This window comes from Ilumatobacteraceae bacterium (assembly GCA_033344875.1).
Lineage (GTDB): Bacteria > Actinomycetota > Acidimicrobiia > Acidimicrobiales > Ilumatobacteraceae > Ilumatobacter.
Map to the genome: position 1 here is coordinate 4,522,312 of JAWPMO010000001.1, position 19,280 is coordinate 4,541,591.

The 19,280-nt window shown below is 69.4% G+C and carries 22 protein-coding genes; 12 read left to right on the forward strand and 10 right to left on the reverse strand.

Annotated elements, in window-relative coordinates; genetic code table 11:
* Nucleotides 1-23 precede the first annotated feature (23 nt).
* The gene (locus R8G01_21385; GenBank protein ID MDW3216560.1) at nt 24-893 is read left to right on the forward strand and encodes a ChbG/HpnK family deacetylase; all 870 of its coding nucleotides are present in this window, start codon (nt 24-26) and stop codon (nt 891-893) included.
* On the opposite strand, the gene R8G01_21390 is transcribed toward R8G01_21385, so the two are convergent.
* Complete coding sequence (locus R8G01_21390; GenBank protein MDW3216561.1) at nt 890-1,141, reverse strand: hypothetical protein; 252 nt, start codon at nt 1,139-1,141, stop codon at nt 890-892. The two genes, R8G01_21385 and R8G01_21390, sit on opposite strands and share 4 nt — an antisense overlap.
* Before the next feature lie 189 nt (nt 1,142-1,330).
* Between R8G01_21390 and R8G01_21395 the strand changes: the two genes are divergently transcribed.
* From R8G01_21395 to R8G01_21420, 6 genes are all read left to right on the forward strand, one after another.
* Complete coding sequence (locus R8G01_21395) at nt 1,331-1,816, forward strand: RidA family protein (GenBank protein MDW3216562.1); 486 nt, start codon at nt 1,331-1,333, stop codon at nt 1,814-1,816.
* A gap of 33 nt (nt 1,817-1,849) precedes the next feature.
* A complete protein-coding gene (locus R8G01_21400; GenBank protein ID MDW3216563.1) occupies nt 1,850-2,731 on the forward strand; it encodes a DUF1295 domain-containing protein in 882 nt (293 codons plus the stop codon).
* Nucleotides 2,732-2,886: 155 nt separating this feature from the next.
* Nucleotides 2,887-4,614, forward strand: a complete 1,728-nt coding sequence (locus R8G01_21405) for an NADPH-dependent assimilatory sulfite reductase hemoprotein subunit (GenBank protein MDW3216564.1) — start codon at nt 2,887-2,889, stop codon at nt 4,612-4,614.
* Nucleotides 4,611-5,252, forward strand: a complete 642-nt coding sequence (locus R8G01_21410; GenBank protein MDW3216565.1) for a bifunctional precorrin-2 dehydrogenase/sirohydrochlorin ferrochelatase — start codon at nt 4,611-4,613, stop codon at nt 5,250-5,252. The genes R8G01_21405 and R8G01_21410 overlap by 4 nt, the downstream gene beginning before the upstream one ends.
* Nucleotides 5,249-6,001, forward strand: coding sequence for a uroporphyrinogen-III C-methyltransferase (gene cobA, locus R8G01_21415; protein MDW3216566.1), 753 nt, complete (start codon nt 5,249-5,251; stop codon nt 5,999-6,001). Before R8G01_21410 ends, cobA begins: the two co-directional genes overlap by 4 nt.
* A 55-nt stretch (nt 6,002-6,056) precedes the next feature.
* Complete coding sequence (locus tag R8G01_21420) at nt 6,057-6,740, forward strand: phosphoadenylyl-sulfate reductase (protein ID MDW3216567.1); 684 nt, start codon at nt 6,057-6,059, stop codon at nt 6,738-6,740.
* A 27-nt stretch (nt 6,741-6,767) separates the two neighbouring features.
* Here R8G01_21420 and R8G01_21425 read toward each other — a convergent pair whose 3' ends face one another.
* Nucleotides 6,768-8,006 carry an acyl-CoA dehydrogenase family protein gene (locus tag R8G01_21425; GenBank protein ID MDW3216568.1) on the reverse strand — a complete coding sequence of 413 codons (1,239 nt, stop codon included), beginning with the start codon at nt 8,004-8,006 and terminating at the stop codon, nt 6,768-6,770.
* A 1-nt stretch (nt 8,007) separates the two neighbouring features.
* Nucleotides 8,008-8,778 carry an enoyl-CoA hydratase/isomerase family protein gene (locus R8G01_21430; protein MDW3216569.1) on the reverse strand — a complete coding sequence of 257 codons (771 nt, stop codon included), beginning with the start codon at nt 8,776-8,778 and terminating at the stop codon, nt 8,008-8,010.
* Nucleotides 8,779-8,952: 174 nt separating this feature from the next.
* Between R8G01_21430 and R8G01_21435 the strand changes: the two genes are divergently transcribed.
* Nucleotides 8,953-9,636 (forward strand): GntR family transcriptional regulator, encoded by a 684-nt coding sequence (locus tag R8G01_21435; protein MDW3216570.1) that lies wholly within the window; start codon nt 8,953-8,955, stop codon nt 9,634-9,636.
* Between the two features lie 29 nt (nt 9,637-9,665).
* Here R8G01_21435 and R8G01_21440 read toward each other — a convergent pair whose 3' ends face one another.
* Nucleotides 9,666-9,851, reverse strand: coding sequence for a hypothetical protein (locus tag R8G01_21440; GenBank protein ID MDW3216571.1), 186 nt, complete (start codon nt 9,849-9,851; stop codon nt 9,666-9,668).
* A 125-nt stretch (nt 9,852-9,976) separates the two neighbouring features.
* On the opposite strand from R8G01_21440, the gene R8G01_21445 reads away from it, so the two are divergent.
* Nucleotides 9,977-10,450 carry a hypothetical protein gene (locus R8G01_21445; protein ID MDW3216572.1) on the forward strand — a complete coding sequence of 158 codons (474 nt, stop codon included), beginning with the start codon at nt 9,977-9,979 and terminating at the stop codon, nt 10,448-10,450.
* A 42-nt stretch (nt 10,451-10,492) separates the two neighbouring features.
* On the opposite strand, the gene R8G01_21450 is transcribed toward R8G01_21445, so the two are convergent.
* From R8G01_21450 to R8G01_21460, 3 genes are all read right to left on the reverse strand, one after another.
* Nucleotides 10,493-10,936, reverse strand: a complete 444-nt coding sequence (locus R8G01_21450; GenBank protein MDW3216573.1) for a DUF5658 family protein — start codon at nt 10,934-10,936, stop codon at nt 10,493-10,495.
* A 224-nt stretch (nt 10,937-11,160) separates the two neighbouring features.
* Entirely contained in the window at nt 11,161-11,601 is a 441-nt protein-coding gene (locus R8G01_21455) for a group III truncated hemoglobin (GenBank protein MDW3216574.1), read from the reverse strand.
* A gap of 173 nt (nt 11,602-11,774) precedes the next feature.
* On the reverse strand, nt 11,775-12,392 hold the full coding sequence (locus R8G01_21460; GenBank protein MDW3216575.1) for a DsbA family protein: 618 nt from the start codon (nt 12,390-12,392) through the stop codon (nt 11,775-11,777).
* 51 nt (nt 12,393-12,443) lie between these two features.
* Between R8G01_21460 and R8G01_21465 the strand changes: the two genes are divergently transcribed.
* Nucleotides 12,444-12,662, forward strand: a complete 219-nt coding sequence (locus R8G01_21465; GenBank protein ID MDW3216576.1) for a LuxR C-terminal-related transcriptional regulator — start codon at nt 12,444-12,446, stop codon at nt 12,660-12,662.
* 60 nt (nt 12,663-12,722) lie between these two features.
* Here the strand turns inward: R8G01_21465 and R8G01_21470 are convergent, their stop codons facing one another.
* Together R8G01_21470 and R8G01_21475 are read right to left on the reverse strand one after the other, a co-directional pair.
* Nucleotides 12,723-13,724, reverse strand: a complete 1,002-nt coding sequence (locus tag R8G01_21470) for a magnesium and cobalt transport protein CorA (protein MDW3216577.1) — start codon at nt 13,722-13,724, stop codon at nt 12,723-12,725.
* A 94-nt stretch (nt 13,725-13,818) separates the two neighbouring features.
* Nucleotides 13,819-14,199: an STAS domain-containing protein gene (locus R8G01_21475; GenBank protein ID MDW3216578.1), complete on the reverse strand. Its 381-nt coding sequence runs from the start codon at nt 14,197-14,199 to the stop codon at nt 13,819-13,821.
* A 452-nt stretch (nt 14,200-14,651) separates the two neighbouring features.
* On the opposite strand from R8G01_21475, the gene R8G01_21480 reads away from it, so the two are divergent.
* On the forward strand, nt 14,652-15,404 hold the full coding sequence (locus R8G01_21480; protein ID MDW3216579.1) for a Rieske (2Fe-2S) protein: 753 nt from the start codon (nt 14,652-14,654) through the stop codon (nt 15,402-15,404).
* A gap of 682 nt (nt 15,405-16,086) precedes the next feature.
* Nucleotides 16,087-16,644, forward strand: coding sequence for a type 1 glutamine amidotransferase domain-containing protein (locus R8G01_21485; GenBank protein ID MDW3216580.1), 558 nt, complete (start codon nt 16,087-16,089; stop codon nt 16,642-16,644).
* 236 nt (nt 16,645-16,880) lie between these two features.
* On the opposite strand, the gene R8G01_21490 is transcribed toward R8G01_21485, so the two are convergent.
* Nucleotides 16,881-19,268: an HAD-IC family P-type ATPase gene (locus tag R8G01_21490; GenBank protein MDW3216581.1), complete on the reverse strand. Its 2,388-nt coding sequence runs from the start codon at nt 19,266-19,268 to the stop codon at nt 16,881-16,883.
* Between the last annotated feature and the right edge of the window lie 12 nt (nt 19,269-19,280).

Below are 19,280 nucleotides of genomic sequence, written 5' to 3' on the forward strand. Positions count from 1 at the left end.
CGCCGGAGCGGTACCGTCGTCGGATGACCAGGATGGTGATCCACGCCGACGACGTCGGCATGTGTCACGGCGCGAACGCCGCCTTCGTCGAGCTTGCTCGGAGCGGCGTGATCTCGGCGGGGTCGGCGATGGCGCCCTGCCCGTGGTTCCCCGAGATCGCGGCGCTCGCCGCCGACGACCCGACGCTCGATGTGGGCGTGCATCTGACCCTCACCGCAGAGCAGCGGGGCTACCGGTGGGCCCCCGTCGGTCGTCATCCTGCGTCTGCGGGGCTGACCGACGACGACGGGTATCTGTGGCGCTCCGTGGCCGAGGTTCGGGCCAACGCCCACCCGGACGCAGTCGAGGAGGAGTGGCGCGCGCAGATCGAGCGGACGCTCGCCGCCGGCGTCGACGTGACCCATCTCGATGCCCACATGGGTGCTGCCCTCGCGCCCGAGTGGTGCGACCGGTACGTCGCGCTCGGCATCGACTACGACGTCCCGGTCCTGATCACCGACACGCTGGGCGTGTACGGCCCCAACGACCACCTCGCGGGCGTCGGCGAGCAGCAGTTCGAGCCGTTCGTCGTAGCGGCCCGCTCGGCGGGCATGCCGGTGTTCGGTCGGGTACTCGAGACGGATTTCTCGCGGCGGCGCGGCGCTCCGCAGAACTATCCGGCGATGCTCACCTCGGCGACCGAGGAGTTGGTGTATTGCGCGTTCCACCCGTGTCGGCCGGGCCCGGGTGAGATCGAGGCGATCGAACCGGACGCTCATCACGTGCGCGTCGACGAGTACGAGTACTTCGGGACCGCCGGGTGGCGACGGTGGTTGGACGCCTCACCGATCGAGGTGATCGGCATGCGCTCGCTGCGCGACGGCTGGCGGGATGCCCGCCGAGGGTCGGACTAGACCTGCAGCTTGCTCAGGAGCTCCTGCTTGGTCTCCTCGAACTCGTCGAACTCGATCTTGTCGTCGGCGAAGTCCTGGTGGAGCTTCTCGAGCTTGGCCATCACGTTGCCGGCATCGACATCGGGGGCCGGAGCATCGGCAGATTCGGCCGCTTCCTCCTGGCGCTCCTGCTTGCGCGCCTCTTTGGCCTTCTTCTTCTCGGCCCGCGCCATCTCCCGCTGTCGTTTCTGGAACTTCGCCTGGCTCATTGGAACTCCTCGCTCTGGTCTCAGGCCGGTACGACCAGCCTGGAGGGGATGAGCGGCAGCACCTGAGGGTGTCGACCCTACCAGTGGCCCTGCCAGAGTTGGTCTCGGGGCAGTGGTGAGGCCGTGGTGTCGAGGGGTCGACCGCTACGGTTCGCGGGGCCGAGAGCGCGGCCCGACGGGAGGACTGACATGGGCATCATCGACGATCGAATCGCAGACCTGGGGCTCGAACTGCCACCTGAGATCGTGCCCCCGCCGGGTGTCGTCCTGCCGTTCGCGTTCGTTCGTGTCATCGGTGACCGGGCGGTCTTCTCGGGTCACGGGCCGCAGTCGCCGGACGGCTCGGTGGCCGGCCCGTTCGGTCGCGTCGGCGACGACGTCACGGTCGACGAGGCCTACGCTGCTGCGCGGCTGACCGCCCTGTCGATCCTCGGGAGCCTCCGTCGGGAGCTGGGTGACCTCGACCGCATCGCCGGGTGGGTCCGGGTGTTCGGCATGGTGAGTTCGGCGCCGGGATTCGACCGGCAGCCGGCGGTGATCAACGGGGCATCCGACCTCCTGATCGACGTCTTCGGACCCGACGTCGGCGCGCACACCAGGAGTGCGGTCGGCATGGCGGCGCTGCCGTTCGGCATCCCGGTCGAGATCGAGGGCGAGGTCGCCCTCCGCCGATAGTGGGCGTCCCGTCGTGCGTCTAGTGTCCAGCCGGTGGGGGAGCAGCGGCGGACGCCGGCGATCGGGATCATCGCCACGCTCGTCGTGGGTGGCCTCGTCGTACTCGCCGGCAGCGACGGCAGCGTCGAGGCGGGCGGCGTCCCCGTGTTCGCGCTGTGTGGCGCTCTGGCGTTCGTCATCAACTGGGTGGTGTTCGTTCCCTCGAACGCCGCTCGGACCGAGCACTACTTCGATCTGACCGGCGCCGTCACCTACATCACCGTCGTCCTCGTGGCGGCGGCGCTCGCCGACGATCTCGACACGCGCGGTGTCGTGGTCACGTCGATGGTGGTCGTCTGGGCGTTGCGGCTCGGTTCGTTCCTGTTCCGGCGCGTCAAGCGTGATGGGCGCGACGGCCGGTTCGACCGGATCAAACTCGACCCGCTCCGCTTCTTCATGACCTGGACCCTGCAGGGGCTCTGGGTGTTGCTCACGCTGGCATGTGCGCTGGCGATCGTCACCGGAACAGATCGTGAGCGGTTCGGTGTCCTCGCGGTCGTCGGCACCCTGGTGTGGGCCGTCGGGTTCGTGGTCGAGGTGGTCGCCGATCAGCAGAAGTCGACGTTCCGGCGGGACCCGGCGAACGCCGGCCGGTTCATCTCATCCGGCCTGTGGCGTTGGTCGCGGCACCCGAACTACTTCGGCGAGATCACGCTCTGGACCGGGATCGCGATCATCGCGGTGCCGGTGCTGTCCGGGTGGCGCTGGGTCGCGCTCGTGTCGCCGGTCTTCGTCGCGGTCCTCCTGATCCGGATCAGCGGGATCCCGGCACTCGAGCGGCGCGGCGCGAAGCGCTGGGGCGACGACCCGACGTACCAGGAGTACGTCCGGACGACGTCGCTGTTGCTGCCCCGCCCGCCGGGTGCGTCGCGGTAGCGGCCGGTATCGGCCGCCGCGAGCGTTCCGGACGCCCCCGAGGAGCGGTGAAACCACCCGAGCGCGCGAATTCTCGCAAAAGGTGATTGTATTAGTCGGGAATTCCGCTAACGTCCCAAACCTGACCTACCTGGTCGGGTATTGGAGATGGCAGCATGACACATTCGGACGTCGAAGCGCTCAAGGCCGACAGCGCTCATCTGCGCGGCAGCCTGTTCGCCGAACTCGCCGACGACGGCGCCTCGTTCTCGGGTGGTGCGACCACCCTGCTCAAGTTCCACGGGATCTACCAGCAGGACGACCGTGACCGCCGCCGCGAGCTCGCTCGGGCCAAGGAGGAACTCGCCTACTCGTGCATGGTGCGCTGTTCGGTCCCCGGCGGGGTCCTGACGCGTGACCAATGGTTCGAGATCGACCGGCTGGCCGACGTCGCCGCCGACGGCCGACTCCGGCTCACCACCCGCCAAGGTGTGCAGTTCCACTTCGTGCACAAGGGTGACCTCCATCGGCTCGTCTCGGAACTGAACCGTGGACTCGTCACGACCTATGCGGCGTGCGGTGACGTGGTCCGCAACGTCATGGTCACATCGGCGCCGGAACAGGGCCGCGACCTCGATCGACTCGACCGGTTCGCCCGTTCACTGTCGAGCCGGTTCCGCCCGCAGTCGAACGCCTACTGGGAACTCTGGGTCGACGGCGAGCGAGCGGTGACCGGTGAAGCGGCCGCCACCGAGACCGACGAGTCCGAGCCGATCTACGGCGACGCGTACCTCCCGCGCAAGTTCAAGATCGGCGTGGCGTGGCCGGGCGACAACTCGGTCGACGTGTACAGCCACGATGTCGGACTCGTGCTCGCCCCCGGCCCCGACGGCACACCCGGCGCGATCGTGCTCGCGGGCGGCGGCCTCGGCCGCAGCCACACCGACGACACGACGTTCCCGTGGCTGGCCGAGCCGCTCGCCTGGGTGAGCGACGACGAGGCCGGCGCCGTCGTCGAGGCGATCGTCACGACGTTCCGCGACGAAGGCAACCGCGACGACCGGAGCCACGCCCGCCTGAAGTACCTCGTCGCCGAGCACGGCATCGGCTGGCTGCGCGACCAGGTCGAGACCCGACTGGGTCGTCGCCTCGCCGATCCGGTCGCCGTGCCCGACTGGGGCGGCCCGCGGGACCATCTCGGCTGGCACCGGCAGGACGACGATCGCTGGTACCTCGGTGTGCCGATCCCGACCGGGCGCCTCGAGGACACCGACAACATGCAGCGCCGCACCGCCGTGCGCACGGTTCTCGAGCGTCATGCCGGCGAGATTCGGTTGACCCCGCACCAAGACCTGCTCCTGTGCGGCATCGCCACCGCCGATCGCGACGCCGTCGAGGCGATCTTCGCCGAGCACCACGTCCCGCTCGCCCGGAACCTTCCGCTCACGGTGCTGTCGTCGATGGCCTGCCCGGCGCTGCCGACCTGCGGCCAGGCGCTCGGCGAGGCCGAGCGGATCCTGCCCGAGCTGACCGATCTGATCGACGGTCTCCTCCGCGAACGTGGCCTCGGCGATCTCCGGATCGAGACCCGGGTCACCGGCTGCCCCAATGGATGCGCCCGCCCGTACGTCGCCGAACTCGGCATCGTCGGCCGGACCAAGACCGCCTACGACATCTTCGTCGGTGGTGACGCGGTCGGGACCCGCCTTGCGTCGCTGCTCGTCGAATCGGTGCCGCTGACCAAACTCGGCGACGTCCTCGCGCCGCTGCTCGACCGGTACCGCAGCGAACACACCGACGGAGAGGGGTTCGGCGACTGGACCGATCGGATCGGCACGTCCGCACTCGCAGCCGATCTGCCCGACGTCGCCACCCGTCGCCGTGAACGGGTCGGTGCATCGTGAGCGCTCCCGCACCGATCGCGATCGTGCCCGTCGGTCTTCGAGTCGCCGGACGATCGGTCCTCGTGGTCGGCGCCGGCCGCATCGCCGCTCGCAAGGCGAAGGCCTACCTCGATCAGGGCGCGGTCGTGACGGTGGTCGCGCCTGTGCACGGCCCGGAGATGGCAGCGCTCGACGTGGAGCGCCGGATCGTCCGCGAGTTCCGGCCGCGCGACCTGCGGGGTCGGTGGCTGGTCGTGACAGCGACCGGTGACCCGGCGGTCGACGGAGCGGTATTCCGCGCCGCCGAGCGGCGGCGCATCTGGTGCAACGCCGCCGATGATCCGGCGAACTGCTCGGTGATCCTGCCGGCCGTCGCCCGCGCCGGCGACGTCACGGTCGCGATCAGCAGCGGTGGACGGAGCCCGGCGACCGCCTCGTGGCTCCGCCGCCGGATCGAGTCGATGCTCGACGCCGACACGCTCGACGTCGCTACGACCTGCGCCGAGGTCCGCGCCGAGGTCCGCGCCGCCGGTCTGTCGACCGAGGTCGACGGATGGGCCGACGTGCTCGACCGTGACGCCCTCGACCTGGCCGCCACCGGCGAGGTCGACGTGCTGCACGACCGATTGCTCGACGCCGTCGTCGGGGGCCGGGCATGACCGTGTGGATCGTCGGGGTCGGCCCGGGCGACGCCGAGTTGATGACCGTCAAGGCAGCGCGACTGCTGCGCGAGGCCGATGTTGTCGTGTACGACCGTTTGATCGGCGCCGACGTGCTCGCCGAGGTCTCCCCGCTCGCCGTCCGACACGACGTCGGCAAGGTGCCTGGCCGACCCGGCCCGACCCAGGAGCAGATCAACGATCTCCTCGTCGATCTCGGCCGACGGTACGACACCGTGGTGCGGGTCAAGGGCGGCGACCCGTTCGTCTTCGGTCGCGGCATCGAAGAGGTCCGGGCCTGCGAAGCCGCCGGCGTGGCGGCGTCGGTGGTCCCCGGTGTCACTTCGGCACTCGCCGGTCCGTTGGCGGCCGGGGTGTCGGTGACCGAGCGCGGTGTGTCGAGCGGCGTCTGCATCGTCACGGCCCACCAGGACCCCGACTCCGACCCGCTCGACTGGGCGTCACTCGTCCGTTCCGGACTCACGATCGTCGTGATGATGGGGGCGCGACGCGCCGCCCACATCCGCGACTCGCTGATGTTCCACGGTCTCGACCCGGCGACGCCGGCCGCCGTGGCGACGAGTGCGACCCATCCTGACCAGCAGACCTGGCGCGGACCGCTGGAACAGCTCGGCGTCGAGCCGGTCGCAGCGCCGTCGGTCCTGGTGATCGGGGCAGCAACCGCAGCTACCGCAGCACCCCTCGCCGACACCCGGCCGTCGCTCGCCGCTGCAGGAGTGCCGACATGACCGCCGACCACCACCGCAACGCGCACCGACCCCCCGAGCATCGTGAGAGGCACCGATGACCTGCGACACCGCATTCGCTCCCGACCTGATGGCGATCCACCGAGCGTCGACCGAACTCGGCGACGCGTCGCCGGCCGAGATCCTGCGTTGGGCAGGCGACCGCTACGGGGATGATCTGGTGGTGACGGCGAGCTTCGGCGACGCCACGCTCGTTCACCTCGCGGCCACGACGATCCCCGGTGTCGAGATCGCACTGATCGACACCGGCTACCTCTTCGCCGAGACGCTCTGGTACGCCGAGCGGCTCCGTTCGCAACTCGATCTGAATCTCACGATCATCCAGCCCCGTCTCGAGGAGTCCGATGCCGACCGGTGGCAGCACGATCCCGACGGGTGCTGCGGCGTCCGCAAGGTCGAGCCGCTGAACCGAGCGCTCGAGGGTCGGGCCGCGTGGGTGAGCGGTTTGCGTCGGTCCGACAGCGACGAGCGCGCGCATGCACCGGTCGTCAGCTACGACGTCGACCGCCGGATCACGAAGATCAACCCGTTGGCCTCGATGTCCGACACCGACGTCGCGGAGTACCACCGGGTGAACGATCTGCCGCACAACCCGCTCACCGACCGTGGGTACCCGTCGATCGGCTGCTGGCCGTGCACCCGCCCGGTGCAGCCGGGCGAGGATCCGCGCGCCGGCCGGTGGGCCGACACCGAGAAGACCGAGTGCGGCCTCCATCTGTGAACGGCTGAGCCGGCCGGTCGTCGGCCGTCAGCCCTGACGGCCGACGTCGCGGAATGGTCGATCGCGATCGACGCTCGGATCTCGGGGGAGCCCGAGCACGTTCTCGCCGATGATGTTGTGCTGGATCTCGTCGGTGCCGCCGGCGATCGATTGGGCCGGCGTCGACACGAGCACTTCGGCGATGACGTCGTCGAGCGGGTGCTCGCCGTCGCGAAGCATGCCCTGCGCTCCGGAGATCGTCGAGTGGACCCGGTTCGACCGGCGGGCGACCTCCGACAGCGCCAGCTTGCCGATCGACCCCTCGGACCCGGGCGGCCGTCCGAGCGCACGTGCCGCTGCGGCGCGGTCGGCGGTCAGCTGGGCCGCCCGCTCGTAGCTCCACAGATCGGTGATCTGCTGACGCACGACCGGGTCGTCGGTCATGCCGAACGTCGCAGCGCGCTCGGGTGCGAGTTCGGCCCGACCGCGCCGTTGCGGGTACCAGCGATAGGTCTCGAGGTACGCCTCGGCTTCGGCCCGCGCTTCGTCGAGCACGCGGCCGCCGGCCGTGGGGGAGACGTCGATCGCTCGGGCGACCGAGTAGCTGCGCTCGTGGGCGAGCGTGGCGCGGGCCACCCGCCATCCGCCACCCTCGCCGCCGACCAGATCGGTGTGGGCGATCGTCGCGTCGGTGAGGAAGACCTCCATGAACGACCGGTGGAAGTTCATCTGCAGGATCGGTCGTGCCTCGACCCCCGGTTGGTGCATGTCGAGCACGAAGTACGACAATCCGGCGTGCTTGGGGACGCCCCAGTCGGTGCGGGCGACGAGGATCGCCAGATCGGCGTGGTCGGCGCTGGTGTTCCAGACCTTCTGACCGTTGACGACCCACGTGTCGCCGTCGCGTACGGCGGTGGTCTGCAACCCGGCGAGGTCGGAGCCGGCGACCGGCTCGCTGAACAGCTGGCACCAACTCACCGCGCCCGTCAGCGTCGGCCGCAGCACCCGCGACCGGAGGTCGTCGCTGCCGTGTTCGTAGATGGTGGGGGCGGCCAACCCGGCACCGACACCGAGGGGAATGTGCACACCGCCGGAGGCGACGATCGTCGACCGCGCGACCCCATCGGCCCATGTCGGCAGATCGCGTCCGTACCAGTCGCTCGACCACGACGGCACCGCCCATCCCGAGTCGACCAGCCGCGTGCGCCACTCGACGAGTGGGAGTTCGGGGTCCCATGCCTCGGTGAACCATGCCCTGACCTCGGAGGCGACGGCGTCTGGAGTCATGTCACGCTCCGGTGAAGCGAGGCGGGCGACGCTCGGTCATCGCGGCGACGCCTTCCCGCCAGTCGGCCGTCCGGCGGAGACGATCCTGTTCGGATCGTTCCCGGTCGGTCGCGATCCGAATCCGGTCGGTGAGATCGCCCCGCATCGTCTGCCGGATCGACGTGACGGCGAGCGGGGCCGATGCAGCGATGTCGGCGGCGAACGCGTGTGCCTCGGAGCGGACTTCGGCGAGCGGCGCGAGCCGGTCGGCGAGCCCGATCGCGGTGGCCTCCTTCCCGTCGATCCGGCGCCCCGTGTAGAGCAGGTCGAGGGCACGCTGTTGACCGACGAGCGCCGGCAGCGTGACGGTGAGACCGAAGCCGTGGTGGAATCCGAGCCGTGCGAAGTTGGCGCTGAACCGCGCTTCGGGTGCTGCGATCCGGAAGTCGGCGAAACAGGCGAGCCCGAGTCCACCCCCGATCGCAGCGCCCTGGACCGCGGCGACGACCGGTGTGGCCGTGGCGAACAGGTCGACGGCAGCGTCGTAGAGGTGGCGATCGGTGGCAGGAGCGTCGGACGGCGAGCTGAAGTCGGCGCCGGCGCAGAAGTGTTTGCCGGCCGAGCAGAGGACGATCGCGCGACATCGAGGGTCGGCGTCGAGTTCGGCGATCCCCGCAGCGAGCGCGTCGATCAGGCCGATGTCGAAGAAGTTGTTCGGCGGCCGGCGGATCTCGATCGTCGCGACGGAGTCGTCACCGATCGTGACGTCGATGTCGATGCCGCCGCCTGCCATGATTCCATGCTGCCCGACGGCCGGTGTCCCGCACGAGGTGAACGTGAGGGGACACGACGCGGGCTCATGTGTCCGATTTGCCAAGCGAGATTGTATGCAATAGTGGTGAAGAGGTCAGCGAACCGACTACAGTGCAGACATGTGTGACATTCCGGCCAGTTCCGTGGTCGTCGGATGAGTCAGCTCGCGACCAAAGTTCCGGCCGAAGCGACGCAAGATCGCCGAGGCACCGCCCCGGAAGACATCGCCGGCGAGATTCGTGACTCCATCGGCCGTGGCGTGCTCGCCCCGAACCTCCAGCTCCGTCAGGAAGAGCTCGCATCGCGCTTCTCGGTCAGCCGGGTCCCCGTTCGCGAAGCCCTGAAGATCCTCGCCGCCGAAGGGTTCGTCAATCACGACCCGCGACGCGGTTTCTTCGTCGCCCCCGTCTCCAGTTCGGAGATGCAGGACCTGTACCTCGCTCGCCGCCTCCTCGAGTCCGAGCTGCTGCGCACGCTCGAATGGCCGTCGGCCGAAGAAGCCGATGCGCTCCGCCGGCACCTCGACGACATGCAGTCGGCCGCCGAGGCCGAAGACGTCAACCGCTACGCGGTCGTGCACGCCGAGTTCCACAACGCCGTGTTCGACCTCTCGCCGCGCAAGGTGCTCAAGCGCGAGGCGATGCGACTCTGGTCGCTCACCGACCGGTACCGGTCGCTGCGCCCCCGTCGCGTCGGCCCGCAGTCGGTTGAGTGGGAGCGTGAGTTGCTCGCGCTGATCGAAGCCCAGGACCGCGAAGGTCTGCTGGCCCTGTTCGAAGAGGACCGCAAGGCGATCGAAGCGTCGCTCGCCCAGGTCCTCGCCGAACGCGAACTCTGAGGCGCTCGCACGCCTGACACCCTCGGGTCTCAGTCCGACCCGGCGAGGAACGACGCCATCGCGTCGAGTTCACGCGATCGCCAGTCCGTTCGGATCTCGACGGTGTCGAGGATCTCGAGGTGATGCTCGTCGGTGGTCGTGTACCGGGGCCAGTCTGCAGATGAGTCGGTCGGCGCCCCGGTCCTCGCGAACCTGACCCAGGCGTCGCGGATCACGTCGGACGTCGCACGCCTCCTCGGTCTTGGTTCCTGACCGGCGCCCCCGAGTCGACCCGCACGGGTCGTTGGACCCTGGCGACGTTGCACACGCTGCGCCAGCATGGAACTCGGAAGGAGCGGTGATGGACACCACCGACAAGAGTTCCGACCCTCTGCCGCCGACTCGCCGGGCCGAAGGTGGCCGAAGGCGAAGGACCCTGGCATGGCTGTTGCTGGCCGCCGTGGCCGTGTTCGCCCTCGGGAGTTGCGGCGGTTCCGATGTGGCTGACGACGCGGGCTCGTCCGAGCCGTCGAGCATCGTCATCCCCGGCGCTGCCGACATGCTGACCGTGGGCGAACTCCTGGATCGCGAAGACCAGGGACGGGCCGGCCAGAACGTCGTCGTCGCCGCCATGTTGATCGACGACGGGTCCGGAATGCTGATGTGCGAGGCGCTCGCGGAGTCGTTTCCGCCGCAATGCGGCGGGCGCAGCATCGAGGTGATCAACCCGGATGTGATCGACGTCGAGCTGACCGAGGAGCAAGGGGGCCGATGGAGCGAGGGTCAGGTGTCGCTGCTCGGCTGGGTCGAGGGCGAGGCCTTCTTCGTGTCGTGAGCTCGCCCGTCGGCGGGCGGGAAGGCCGACCGGCCGGCGAAACTACTGCGTCGAGAGGTCGATGATCGCCCGCAGATTGTTGCCGACGACGACACCCATCAGCACGAGGCTGAACGCGAGCGCCCATGCCGCATTCCGGCGGATCTTCCAGGCCGGACGCTTGCGGAGCAGCAGGTTCCGGTTGAGCCACTCGAACTTGTGGCCGCGCTCGGCCGTGGTGGCGAGACGCCACATCATCGCGACGCCGATCAGCACCTTGAGGATGCACGTGCCGGCCACCCCGATGTGTTCCATCGCCCACACCGCGATCGGATTGCCCTCGCGTGCGCCGGCTTCGGCGTGGAGGGTCAGCGCGATGTACGTGGTGAGACCGTCGAGCATCATCATCAACGCGCCGACGAACCAGAAGGGTCGGAGGATCTGTCGATAGGTCGGCTCGCGCTCGGCGGCCGATCGGCGCTCGAGGGAAGTCGAGATGGTGGTCATGATGTCGCCCCAATCACTGCTCAGATGTCGGCTCGGTTGACCAGGGTCTGGCGGGGCCCCGACTGGGCGGCGGCGTCCTCCGCCGTCGCCACACGACTCACGATCGCGGCTGTTCACCGTCAGGGCCAGTCGCTGCGCGTCAAGATTCGGAGAGCGCGCGACAAATCCGAATCAGATGCCACGCTGGCGATCCGGCCGCCCACCGAGGGTCGTCGCGATGTCGATCAGCGCGACCGGCCCGAGCCGTCCGCAGGACCGTCCGCTGCGGCGAGGATCCGACCCAACGCAGCGGCCATCTTGGAGGCGCGACGCTTCGCCAACTCGGCGGTGTGGCCGACGAAGTGCTCGTCGATGGTGCTCGAGAACAGTCCGAGCCAGCGCTCGAAATGGGCCGGGGTGAACGGTGTGACGGCGTGCGCAGGCAGGTGGGCTCGCAGCGGATTGCCCTCGTAGCCGGGGAGGCCGAGCAGCTGCCATGCCCAGAAGTCGGTCACGGTGTCGATGTGCGACGGCCAGTCGACGTAAGCGGCACGGAACACCGGCCCGAGGACCTCGTCCATCGCCGCGTATCGGTAGAAGCTCTGCACGAGCAGATGGATGTCGGCGCGGTCACGCAGGTCGGTCCGCTTCGCGAGGTCGTCGTCGATGAGCGGGCGGACGATCACCCGGTGACCCCGGCGGGTGGTTGCGAGTCGAGCGTGGCGCACGGTCGGTGGCGCGCCCGCCCAGGGGCGAGGTGGAGCAGGTCGGCGCCTCCGAGTCCCATCGTCTCAGACTTGTGGATGCTCGTCGGGAGCGGTAGGGCCCAACGTCCCCGGTCTCGCTTCGGCGTGCCGCGTCAGGCGAAGCAGCTGTCGACGAACCGATCGAAGCCGTCGGGGTCGGCGGTGATCCGGAGGTGACCTGCGGCGTCGCGGCTCACGTCGAGCGCCGGACAGAAGAACCCGCCGGCCGGCGTGAAGAAGTGGGGAGACCCGGTCACGTCGCGGGCTGCGCCGGCCGTGTGGTCGGCGCGCACCAGGGTGGTGTCGGCGAGGTCGACCGGCACCCCGTGCTCGTCGGCGAGGCGCCGGAGCACGGCGGCATCGGCGATGTCGACGCCCTGTTCGAACAGGGTGTCGCGCAGCGCGAGGCTGACGCGCTCACCGGTGACGAGGTCGTGCTGGTAGGCCGCGGCGGCGAGGGTGAGGGCCGGGATCGACGTCGAGGGGAAGGACGCCTCGGTGAACCCCTCGAACAGGTCGGGTGCGACCTGATCTCGGATCTCGTCGACCTCCTCGGCGATGAACGCCGGGTCGAGCGGCTTGCCGTTGATGATCTCCAGCGGCCAGGCCCGCACGCGTAGCACGACGTCGTCATGGCCGAGTGCGGCACGACGTTCGACGAACCTTCGCAGCCCCACGTGGGTGAACGGGCACCCCACGTCGGCGAAGACCTCGATCACGGTTGGCTCCACACACCCGATCGTACCGACCCGCCTCACGGTTGGTGCCAGGCGCCAACCGTCATGCGGCGGCCGTTCGCCGAGCCCGTCGAAGCGTTGACCGATCGTGAGATGGCGCTCCTGCGGATGCTGCCGGGCGACCTGACGCAGCGCGAGCTGGGCAACGCATTGCACATGTCGTTCAACACGGTGAAGACGTACAACCGTCAGATCTATCGCAAGCTCGGCGTGTCGTCGCGCGACGACGCGATCGCAGCGGCTCAGGCTGCGGGGCTCCTGTAGATCGCTGTCGTTCCGTTGGCATCGCCAGGCCCTCGACCGGCCGGTGCTCCGTCGCGGACGTCAGCCGGGTGGACGCCGTTGGCCGAGCCACCCGCTCCGTCGGAACTGCCACCACAGGCCGGTGGAGGTGAGCACCATGACCGCGATGGCCAACGGGTAGCCGTAGCGCCAACTCAGCTCGGGCATCGACTCGAAGTTCATGCCCCACACGCCGGCGAGGAGACTCGGAACCAGGAAGATCGCGGCCCAGGCCGACATCGTCCGCATGTCGTCGTTCTGCGACACGGAGACCTGAGCCAGGTTCGCCTGCAGGACGTCGCTCAGCACGTCGCTCACGGTGTGGAGCTGCGCGACGAGGCGTCGGACGTGGTCGCCGACGTCGCGGAAGTATTCGGCGAGTCGATCGTCACCCTCCGGATGCCGACCCGCGGCCAACGCGTCGAGCGGCTCGACCAGCGGCTCGACGTTTCGGAGCATCTCGATCACATGCCGCTTGAGGGCGTAGATGCGCGGTGCGGGATTCGACCGGTCGATCGAGAAGACCTCGTGTTCGATCTCGGCGATGTCGATCGTGAGCTCGTCGATGATCGGTCGGTAGCCGTCGACGACGGCGTCGAGCAGTTCGTACACGACGTCGGCGGGACCGCGATTCGCCAGTGGCGTCTCGCCGGGCGACAGCGAGAGAGGCAGGTCACGGGCGACGCCGTGTCGGACGGAGACCACGAAGCCAGGTCCGAACGCGACCAGCAGCTCGCCGATGAGGATGGTTTCGCGCTCGTCGTCGTACACCGCAGGCTTGGCGACGACGACGACCGTGTCGCCGTAGCGCTCGAGCTTCGGACGTTGGTGTGCGTGGTGCGCGTCTTCGACCGCCAGTTCGTGGAGCCCGAATCGAGTGCCGACTTCGTCGAGTCGCTCCAACGTGGGCTCGACGAGGTCGATCCAGCAGCCGTGCTGTCCTGCCTCGGTCGGATCGAGATGTGTGGCGATGGTCTGCCCCCATGGCGGTCGGGTTCGCCGACCGGTGACCGGTCGGCGAGCGATTCGTCGGACGTGACGCATCGGTGGTACCCGATCGGACCACGCGGTACACCCGTCGCGGCCCACCCGGCCCACGGCGACGGAGCTTCGTTCTGGTCGGCGTGGATGCCGCGGATCAGTTCGCTTCGGGCTTCGGCGCGCCGCACGCTTCGGCACCGTCGGCGCCGAACCATCCGTGAGGACCCAGGAGGAACTCCAGTTCGCACAATTCGAACGTGCGCCGGACGGCCGAGGAGCCGATGACGAGATTGTGCGGTCGCAGTGGCCACGCCGACTCGACGAGGCATCGGACACCCGCCGCGTCGAAGAAGGTGACGGCGGTCAGATCGAGTGCTTGGACGATGGGATCCTCGTCGCACCATCGCACGGCCCGGCGGAACTCCGAGACCGACGCGGCGTCGACCTCTCCGGCGACGCGCACGACGGTCGAGACCCGCTCCACCGTCAGACGCGGGCCGCGGACGGTCGGGCGGAGACTGGTTGAGCGACTCGGCATCTTCGACCTCCCCGGTGCGGCGACAGAACGGCGCAATCGCGGGGCCCGGGCGATGCAGTTCCGAAGTTAGGACGGCCTCGAGTCGTCCGCAAGCCCGCGCCGAGTTCCCTTCGGTGTTTGTTCGAGATTTCACCCACCCGGGTGACGTCGCGGGCCTGGTGCTGCACCGAGCAGGTATCGATGTCGACCTCCCTGGGTAGTCGGCATCGGACGCTCCCGACGGCGGCGGGGGTGCACCGGTCCTGCCTCGCCTGCGGCGCGTGGGCGAGGCAGGACTGCTTCGGGCACATTTCGGGTAGCGGTCTGGCGTGCGCCGACTGAACGTGATCCGTCGAATCGAAACCACTCACCGTCTCGATGGTTGGTCGTCCGGTCTCTCCCGCTTCGCCGACCGGGTCATCGGCGGCCCACGCCGTCGGGACACGCTGACCGGCCGCTGGCTCGGGCACCCGGTGCATCCGATGACCGTCACCGTTCCGATCGGCTGCTGGCTGGGTGCCACGGTGCTCGACGTCGTGGGTGGGGAGGCCGGCCGACCACTCGCCCGGCGCCTGACTGCGCTGGGGCTGGCGGCGGCGGTACCGGCGGCAGCGAGCGGGACGGCGGATTGGGCGGACACGCAGGGTGCGGAACGGCGGGTCGGCGTCGTGCACGCCGTGGCGAACATCGCTGCGTCGGCGGCGTTCGGTGGTTCGTGGCTGGCTCGGCGAGCCCGTCGCCACGCGCTCGGACGCGTGCTCTCCGGCATGGGCCTGGTCACCGTCGGCGCAGCCGGCTACCTCGGAGGGCATCTTGCCTACGTGCGTGGTGTCGGCGTGAATACCACGGCGTTCCAGTCGGGACCGGACGACTGGACCCCGCTGGCCGATCTCCGCGACCTCCCCGTCGATGAGCCGGTCTCGATCCGTTCGGGCGGGATCGGTTTGGTTGCGGTGCGCCGGTCGGAACGTGACGACGCGGTCGCCGTGCTCGAGGACCGTTGCTCACATCGCGGCGGTCCGCTCGGCGAGGGTTGGATCGACGGCGACTGCGTGGTGTGCCCGTGGCACGGATCGAGCTTCGAGCTGGGTTCGGGCCGGGTTCGTCAGGGGCCGGCATCGGTCGCGCAACCTGCCTATGACACTCGTGTCGTCGACGGGCGACTCGAGGTCCGGCGCACCGAGCACGGAGCGTTGCGTCGCAACCCCGTCGGAGCGCGGGCGTGATCCGGGAGTTGTGACCGAGCGCCGAGCGAGGCGCGCGACGGTTCGCGTCACCCGACCGGGGGATCTCGGGCCGGTGAGGTCGCCCGACCGGCCACCGTGGGTAGGGAACGGGCGATGTCCGTTCTCGATGATGCACCGCCGGCGGCCCACCGACGGCCCCACGGTTCCGGTGAACCCGCCGAGGTGCAGACTCGCTTCGAGCAGCACCGCGCACTCGCCTCTCGGGTCGCTCGCCGCCACCTGGGCACAGGCGACATTGACGACGTCGTCGAGCTCGCGGAGGCGGCGCTCCTGGCGGCATGCCGGACGTACGAACCGAGCGATGGCGCCTTCGAACGCGTCGCGGTGCTCGCCATCCTGAGCCAACTCAGGTCGTCCCGCCGCTCGGGACACGGCGGTGACTCGGCGTCTCGCCGACTTCGTGCCGATACGGCGAAGGTCGTCGTGGCGATCGACCGGCTCAGCGTCGAGTTCGGTCGGTCGCCGCGGCTCACGGAACTGGCCGACGCCTGTCATCTCACGGTTGCCAGGGTCGCTCGGGTCGTGCGTGCCGGGGTCGTCGGACGCGACGTTCCGGACGGTCGGGTATCGGATCGACGGCAACGGGGTAGTCCAACGGCGACGCCATCTGGCGGATCGAACGACGAACACCCATGAGACCGAACACTCAACGGAGGACATCATGTCGAACGAACTCAACGGCAAGCGGATCGCGTTCCTGGCGGCGAACGAAGGTGTCGAGCAGGTCGAGTTGACCGAGCCATGGCAGGCCGTACAGGACGCCGGCGGCACGCCCGCCCTGATCGCCCCCAAGCCAGGCAAGGTGCAGGCGTTCGACCATCTCGACAAGGCGGACACCTTCGAGGCCACCATCGCAGCGAACGACGCCGACGCTGGAGACTTCGACGGTTTGGTGTTGCCGGGAGGGGTGGCGAACCCCGATCAGTTGCGGATGGACGACGACGCCGTTGCCTTCACGTCGGCGTTCTTCGAACTCGGCAAGCCGGTCGCGGTGATCTGCCACGGGCCGTGGACGCTGATCGAGGCGAACCGAGTCGCGGACCGCACGCTCACGAGTTGGCCGAGTCTGCAGACCGACATCGAGAACGCGGGCGGCACGTGGGTCGACCAGGACATCGTGGTCTGTACGGAGGGGCCGAATCGGCTGGTGTCGAGTCGCAAGCCCGACGATCTGCCGGCGTTCACGAAACAGATGGTCGAGACGTTCTCGTCCGTCTGATCTCGCGAGGTCGGTGACACCCCCGAACGTCGGCAACCCGGCCCGGACAGGAGGTCCCGATCGGTCGCGGGTGAGCGTCGATGTCGAGCGAGTGCGGACTGGCCTCGAGTTTGCTCGGCCTCGCACGAGTGGTGAACGGGTGAGCAGCCGGGTGCGCATGTGGCCATCGCGGCGATGTGCCCGACGTACACGACGACGATGACGCTGCCCCAGTCCTAGCTGACCGAGGGCCGTCCTCAGCGGCGACGGAGGAGCACGGCACCGATCTGAGCGAACACGGTGCCGGCGCCGACGGTCCCCGCCGTCGTCGCCCACACCGCGGCCGGCGGCCAGTCGAGCCGGTAGAACTCGCGGATCGGCGCGACCGTCAGGCTGAGCACGAACGCACCGACGAGCGCGGCGAGCAGGAGCAGGTCGAGGCGGTCGACGGGGTGCATCAGCACGAACAGCACCCAGAACCCGAACGCGACGAGCGCGATGGTCGACGCCGTGCGGGCTTCGTCGAGGCTGGCTCCGCTCACCGGGGCCCGGGCGATCCAGTAGGCCGACAGCGTCACGACGGTCGCCGCCACGCCCGCCGGTGCGGCGAACCGCATGACCCGCCGCAGATACCCGGGACGGCTCGCCGTGTCGGCGGCGCGGAAACTCAGCATGAACGCCGGGATGCCGATCGTGAGTTCGGACACGAGGCTGATGTGACGCGGCAGGAACGGGTACACCGACCCGGAGAACCCGATCGCGAGGACGAACAACGCGGCGTACACCGTCTTGGTCACGAAGAGCTTGGAGACCCGTTCCATGTTCGCGATGACTCGCCGGCCCTCCGCGACGACGTGCGGCATCCGATCGAATCGTCCGTCGAGCAGCACGAGCTGCGAGATCGCCTTCGTCGCCGAGGTCGCGGTGTCGACCGCCACGGCGATGTCGGCGCGCTTCAACGCCGGGATGTCGTTCACGCCGTCGCCGGTCATGGCGACGTTGTGGCCCGCCTGTTGGAGCGCATCGACGATCGCCCGCTTCTGATCGGGGCGGACCCGGCCGAACACCGTGGTGGCCTCGACGAGCTCGGCGAAGCCCGGCCCGGTGACGTCGACCGTTCGCATGTCGACCCGGTGGCCGGCGCCCGGGAGGTCGAGGCGTGCGGCGATCGCTCCGGCGGTGACCGCGCTGTCGCCCGAGATCACCTTCACGGTGACCCCCTGTCGGTGGAAGAAGTCCATCGTCTCGCCGACGTCGGGCCGCACCTGTTCGGTCAGGACGATGATCGCGGCGGGCGTCAGGTCGTCGGGAAGATCGTCGGTGTGCATCGTCGACGAGGACGAAGCGAGCAGGACCACCCGCCCGGCGCGCTCCGCCGCGGCGTCGACGTCGGTCATCACGGCGCGGCTCGTCGGCTCGTCGGCTCGTTCGAGCAGCACCTCGGGTGCGCCGAGCACCCACGTGGGTGCGATGTCCGTCCACGGAGCGGTCGACCGGAACGACGAACCGCTCCACTTCCGCGTCGACGAGAACGGCACCCGGTGCTCGGTCGTCCAGCCGGGATCGGTGTCGACCCGTTCCGCGATGACCCGAAGCGTGGCCGTGGGGTTCGGTTCGTTGTCGGCGATCGCGGCCAACGCGGCGTCGACGATCGCGGCGTCGGTACCGATCGGCTCGATCGACTCGACCTCCATCGTCCCGGTCGTGAGCGTGCCCGTCTTGTCGACGCAGAACACGTCGATCCGGGCGAGCCCCTCGACGGCGTGGAGTTCCTGAACGACGACGTGCTCGCGGGCGAGGCGGATCACGGCGACCGCCAACGCCATGCTGACCAGCAGCACGAGGCCTTGCGGGACGAGTCCGACGACTCCGGCCACCGCGGAGATGATCGCGTCGTCGGTCGGCTGGTCCGAGCGGAGCTGGCTCCAGACGAGCAGCGCTCCGAGCGGCACGATGACCCACGCGACCAGGCGCAGGATCTGGTCGACGCCGCTGCGGAGTTCGGACGTGGCCGGCGCATACTCCTTGGCCTGTGTGACCAACGCGTGGATCCACGTCGCGGTGCCCACCGCCTCGGTCACGACGACCGCCTCGCCGGCCGTGACGGCGCTGCCGGACAACACGGTGTCGCCGACCAACTTGCCGACCGGGTCGGCCTCTCCGGTGAGCGCCGATTCGTCGACCTCGAGACCGCGGGTCTCGACGACCCGCGCATCGACCGCGACCTGGTCGCCGGGCACCAGCACGATCACGTCGCCGTACACCACGGCCTCGGGCTCGATCTGCTCGATGCGACCGTCACGTCGCACGGTGACGACCGGGGCGATCAGCAGCCGGAGACGGTCGAGGGTGCGTTTCGCCCGGATCTCCTGCACCACACCGACGGTGGTGTTGACGACCATGACGATCGCGAACAGCGCGTCGGCCGGCTCGCCGACCGTGAGCACGACGACCGCCAAGGCGGAGATGATGAAGTTGAACCGGGTGAGGAGGTTGCTCCGGATGATCTCCCCGTGAGACCTCGAGGTCCGATCGGGCACGCTGTTGAGCTGACCGGCGCGGGTCCGACGGTCGACCTCCGATGCGGTGAGCCCGACGGTCGCGTCGACCGGTGGGGCCACGAGTTCTTCATCCGGCTGTGTCATCCCGTCGGTCAC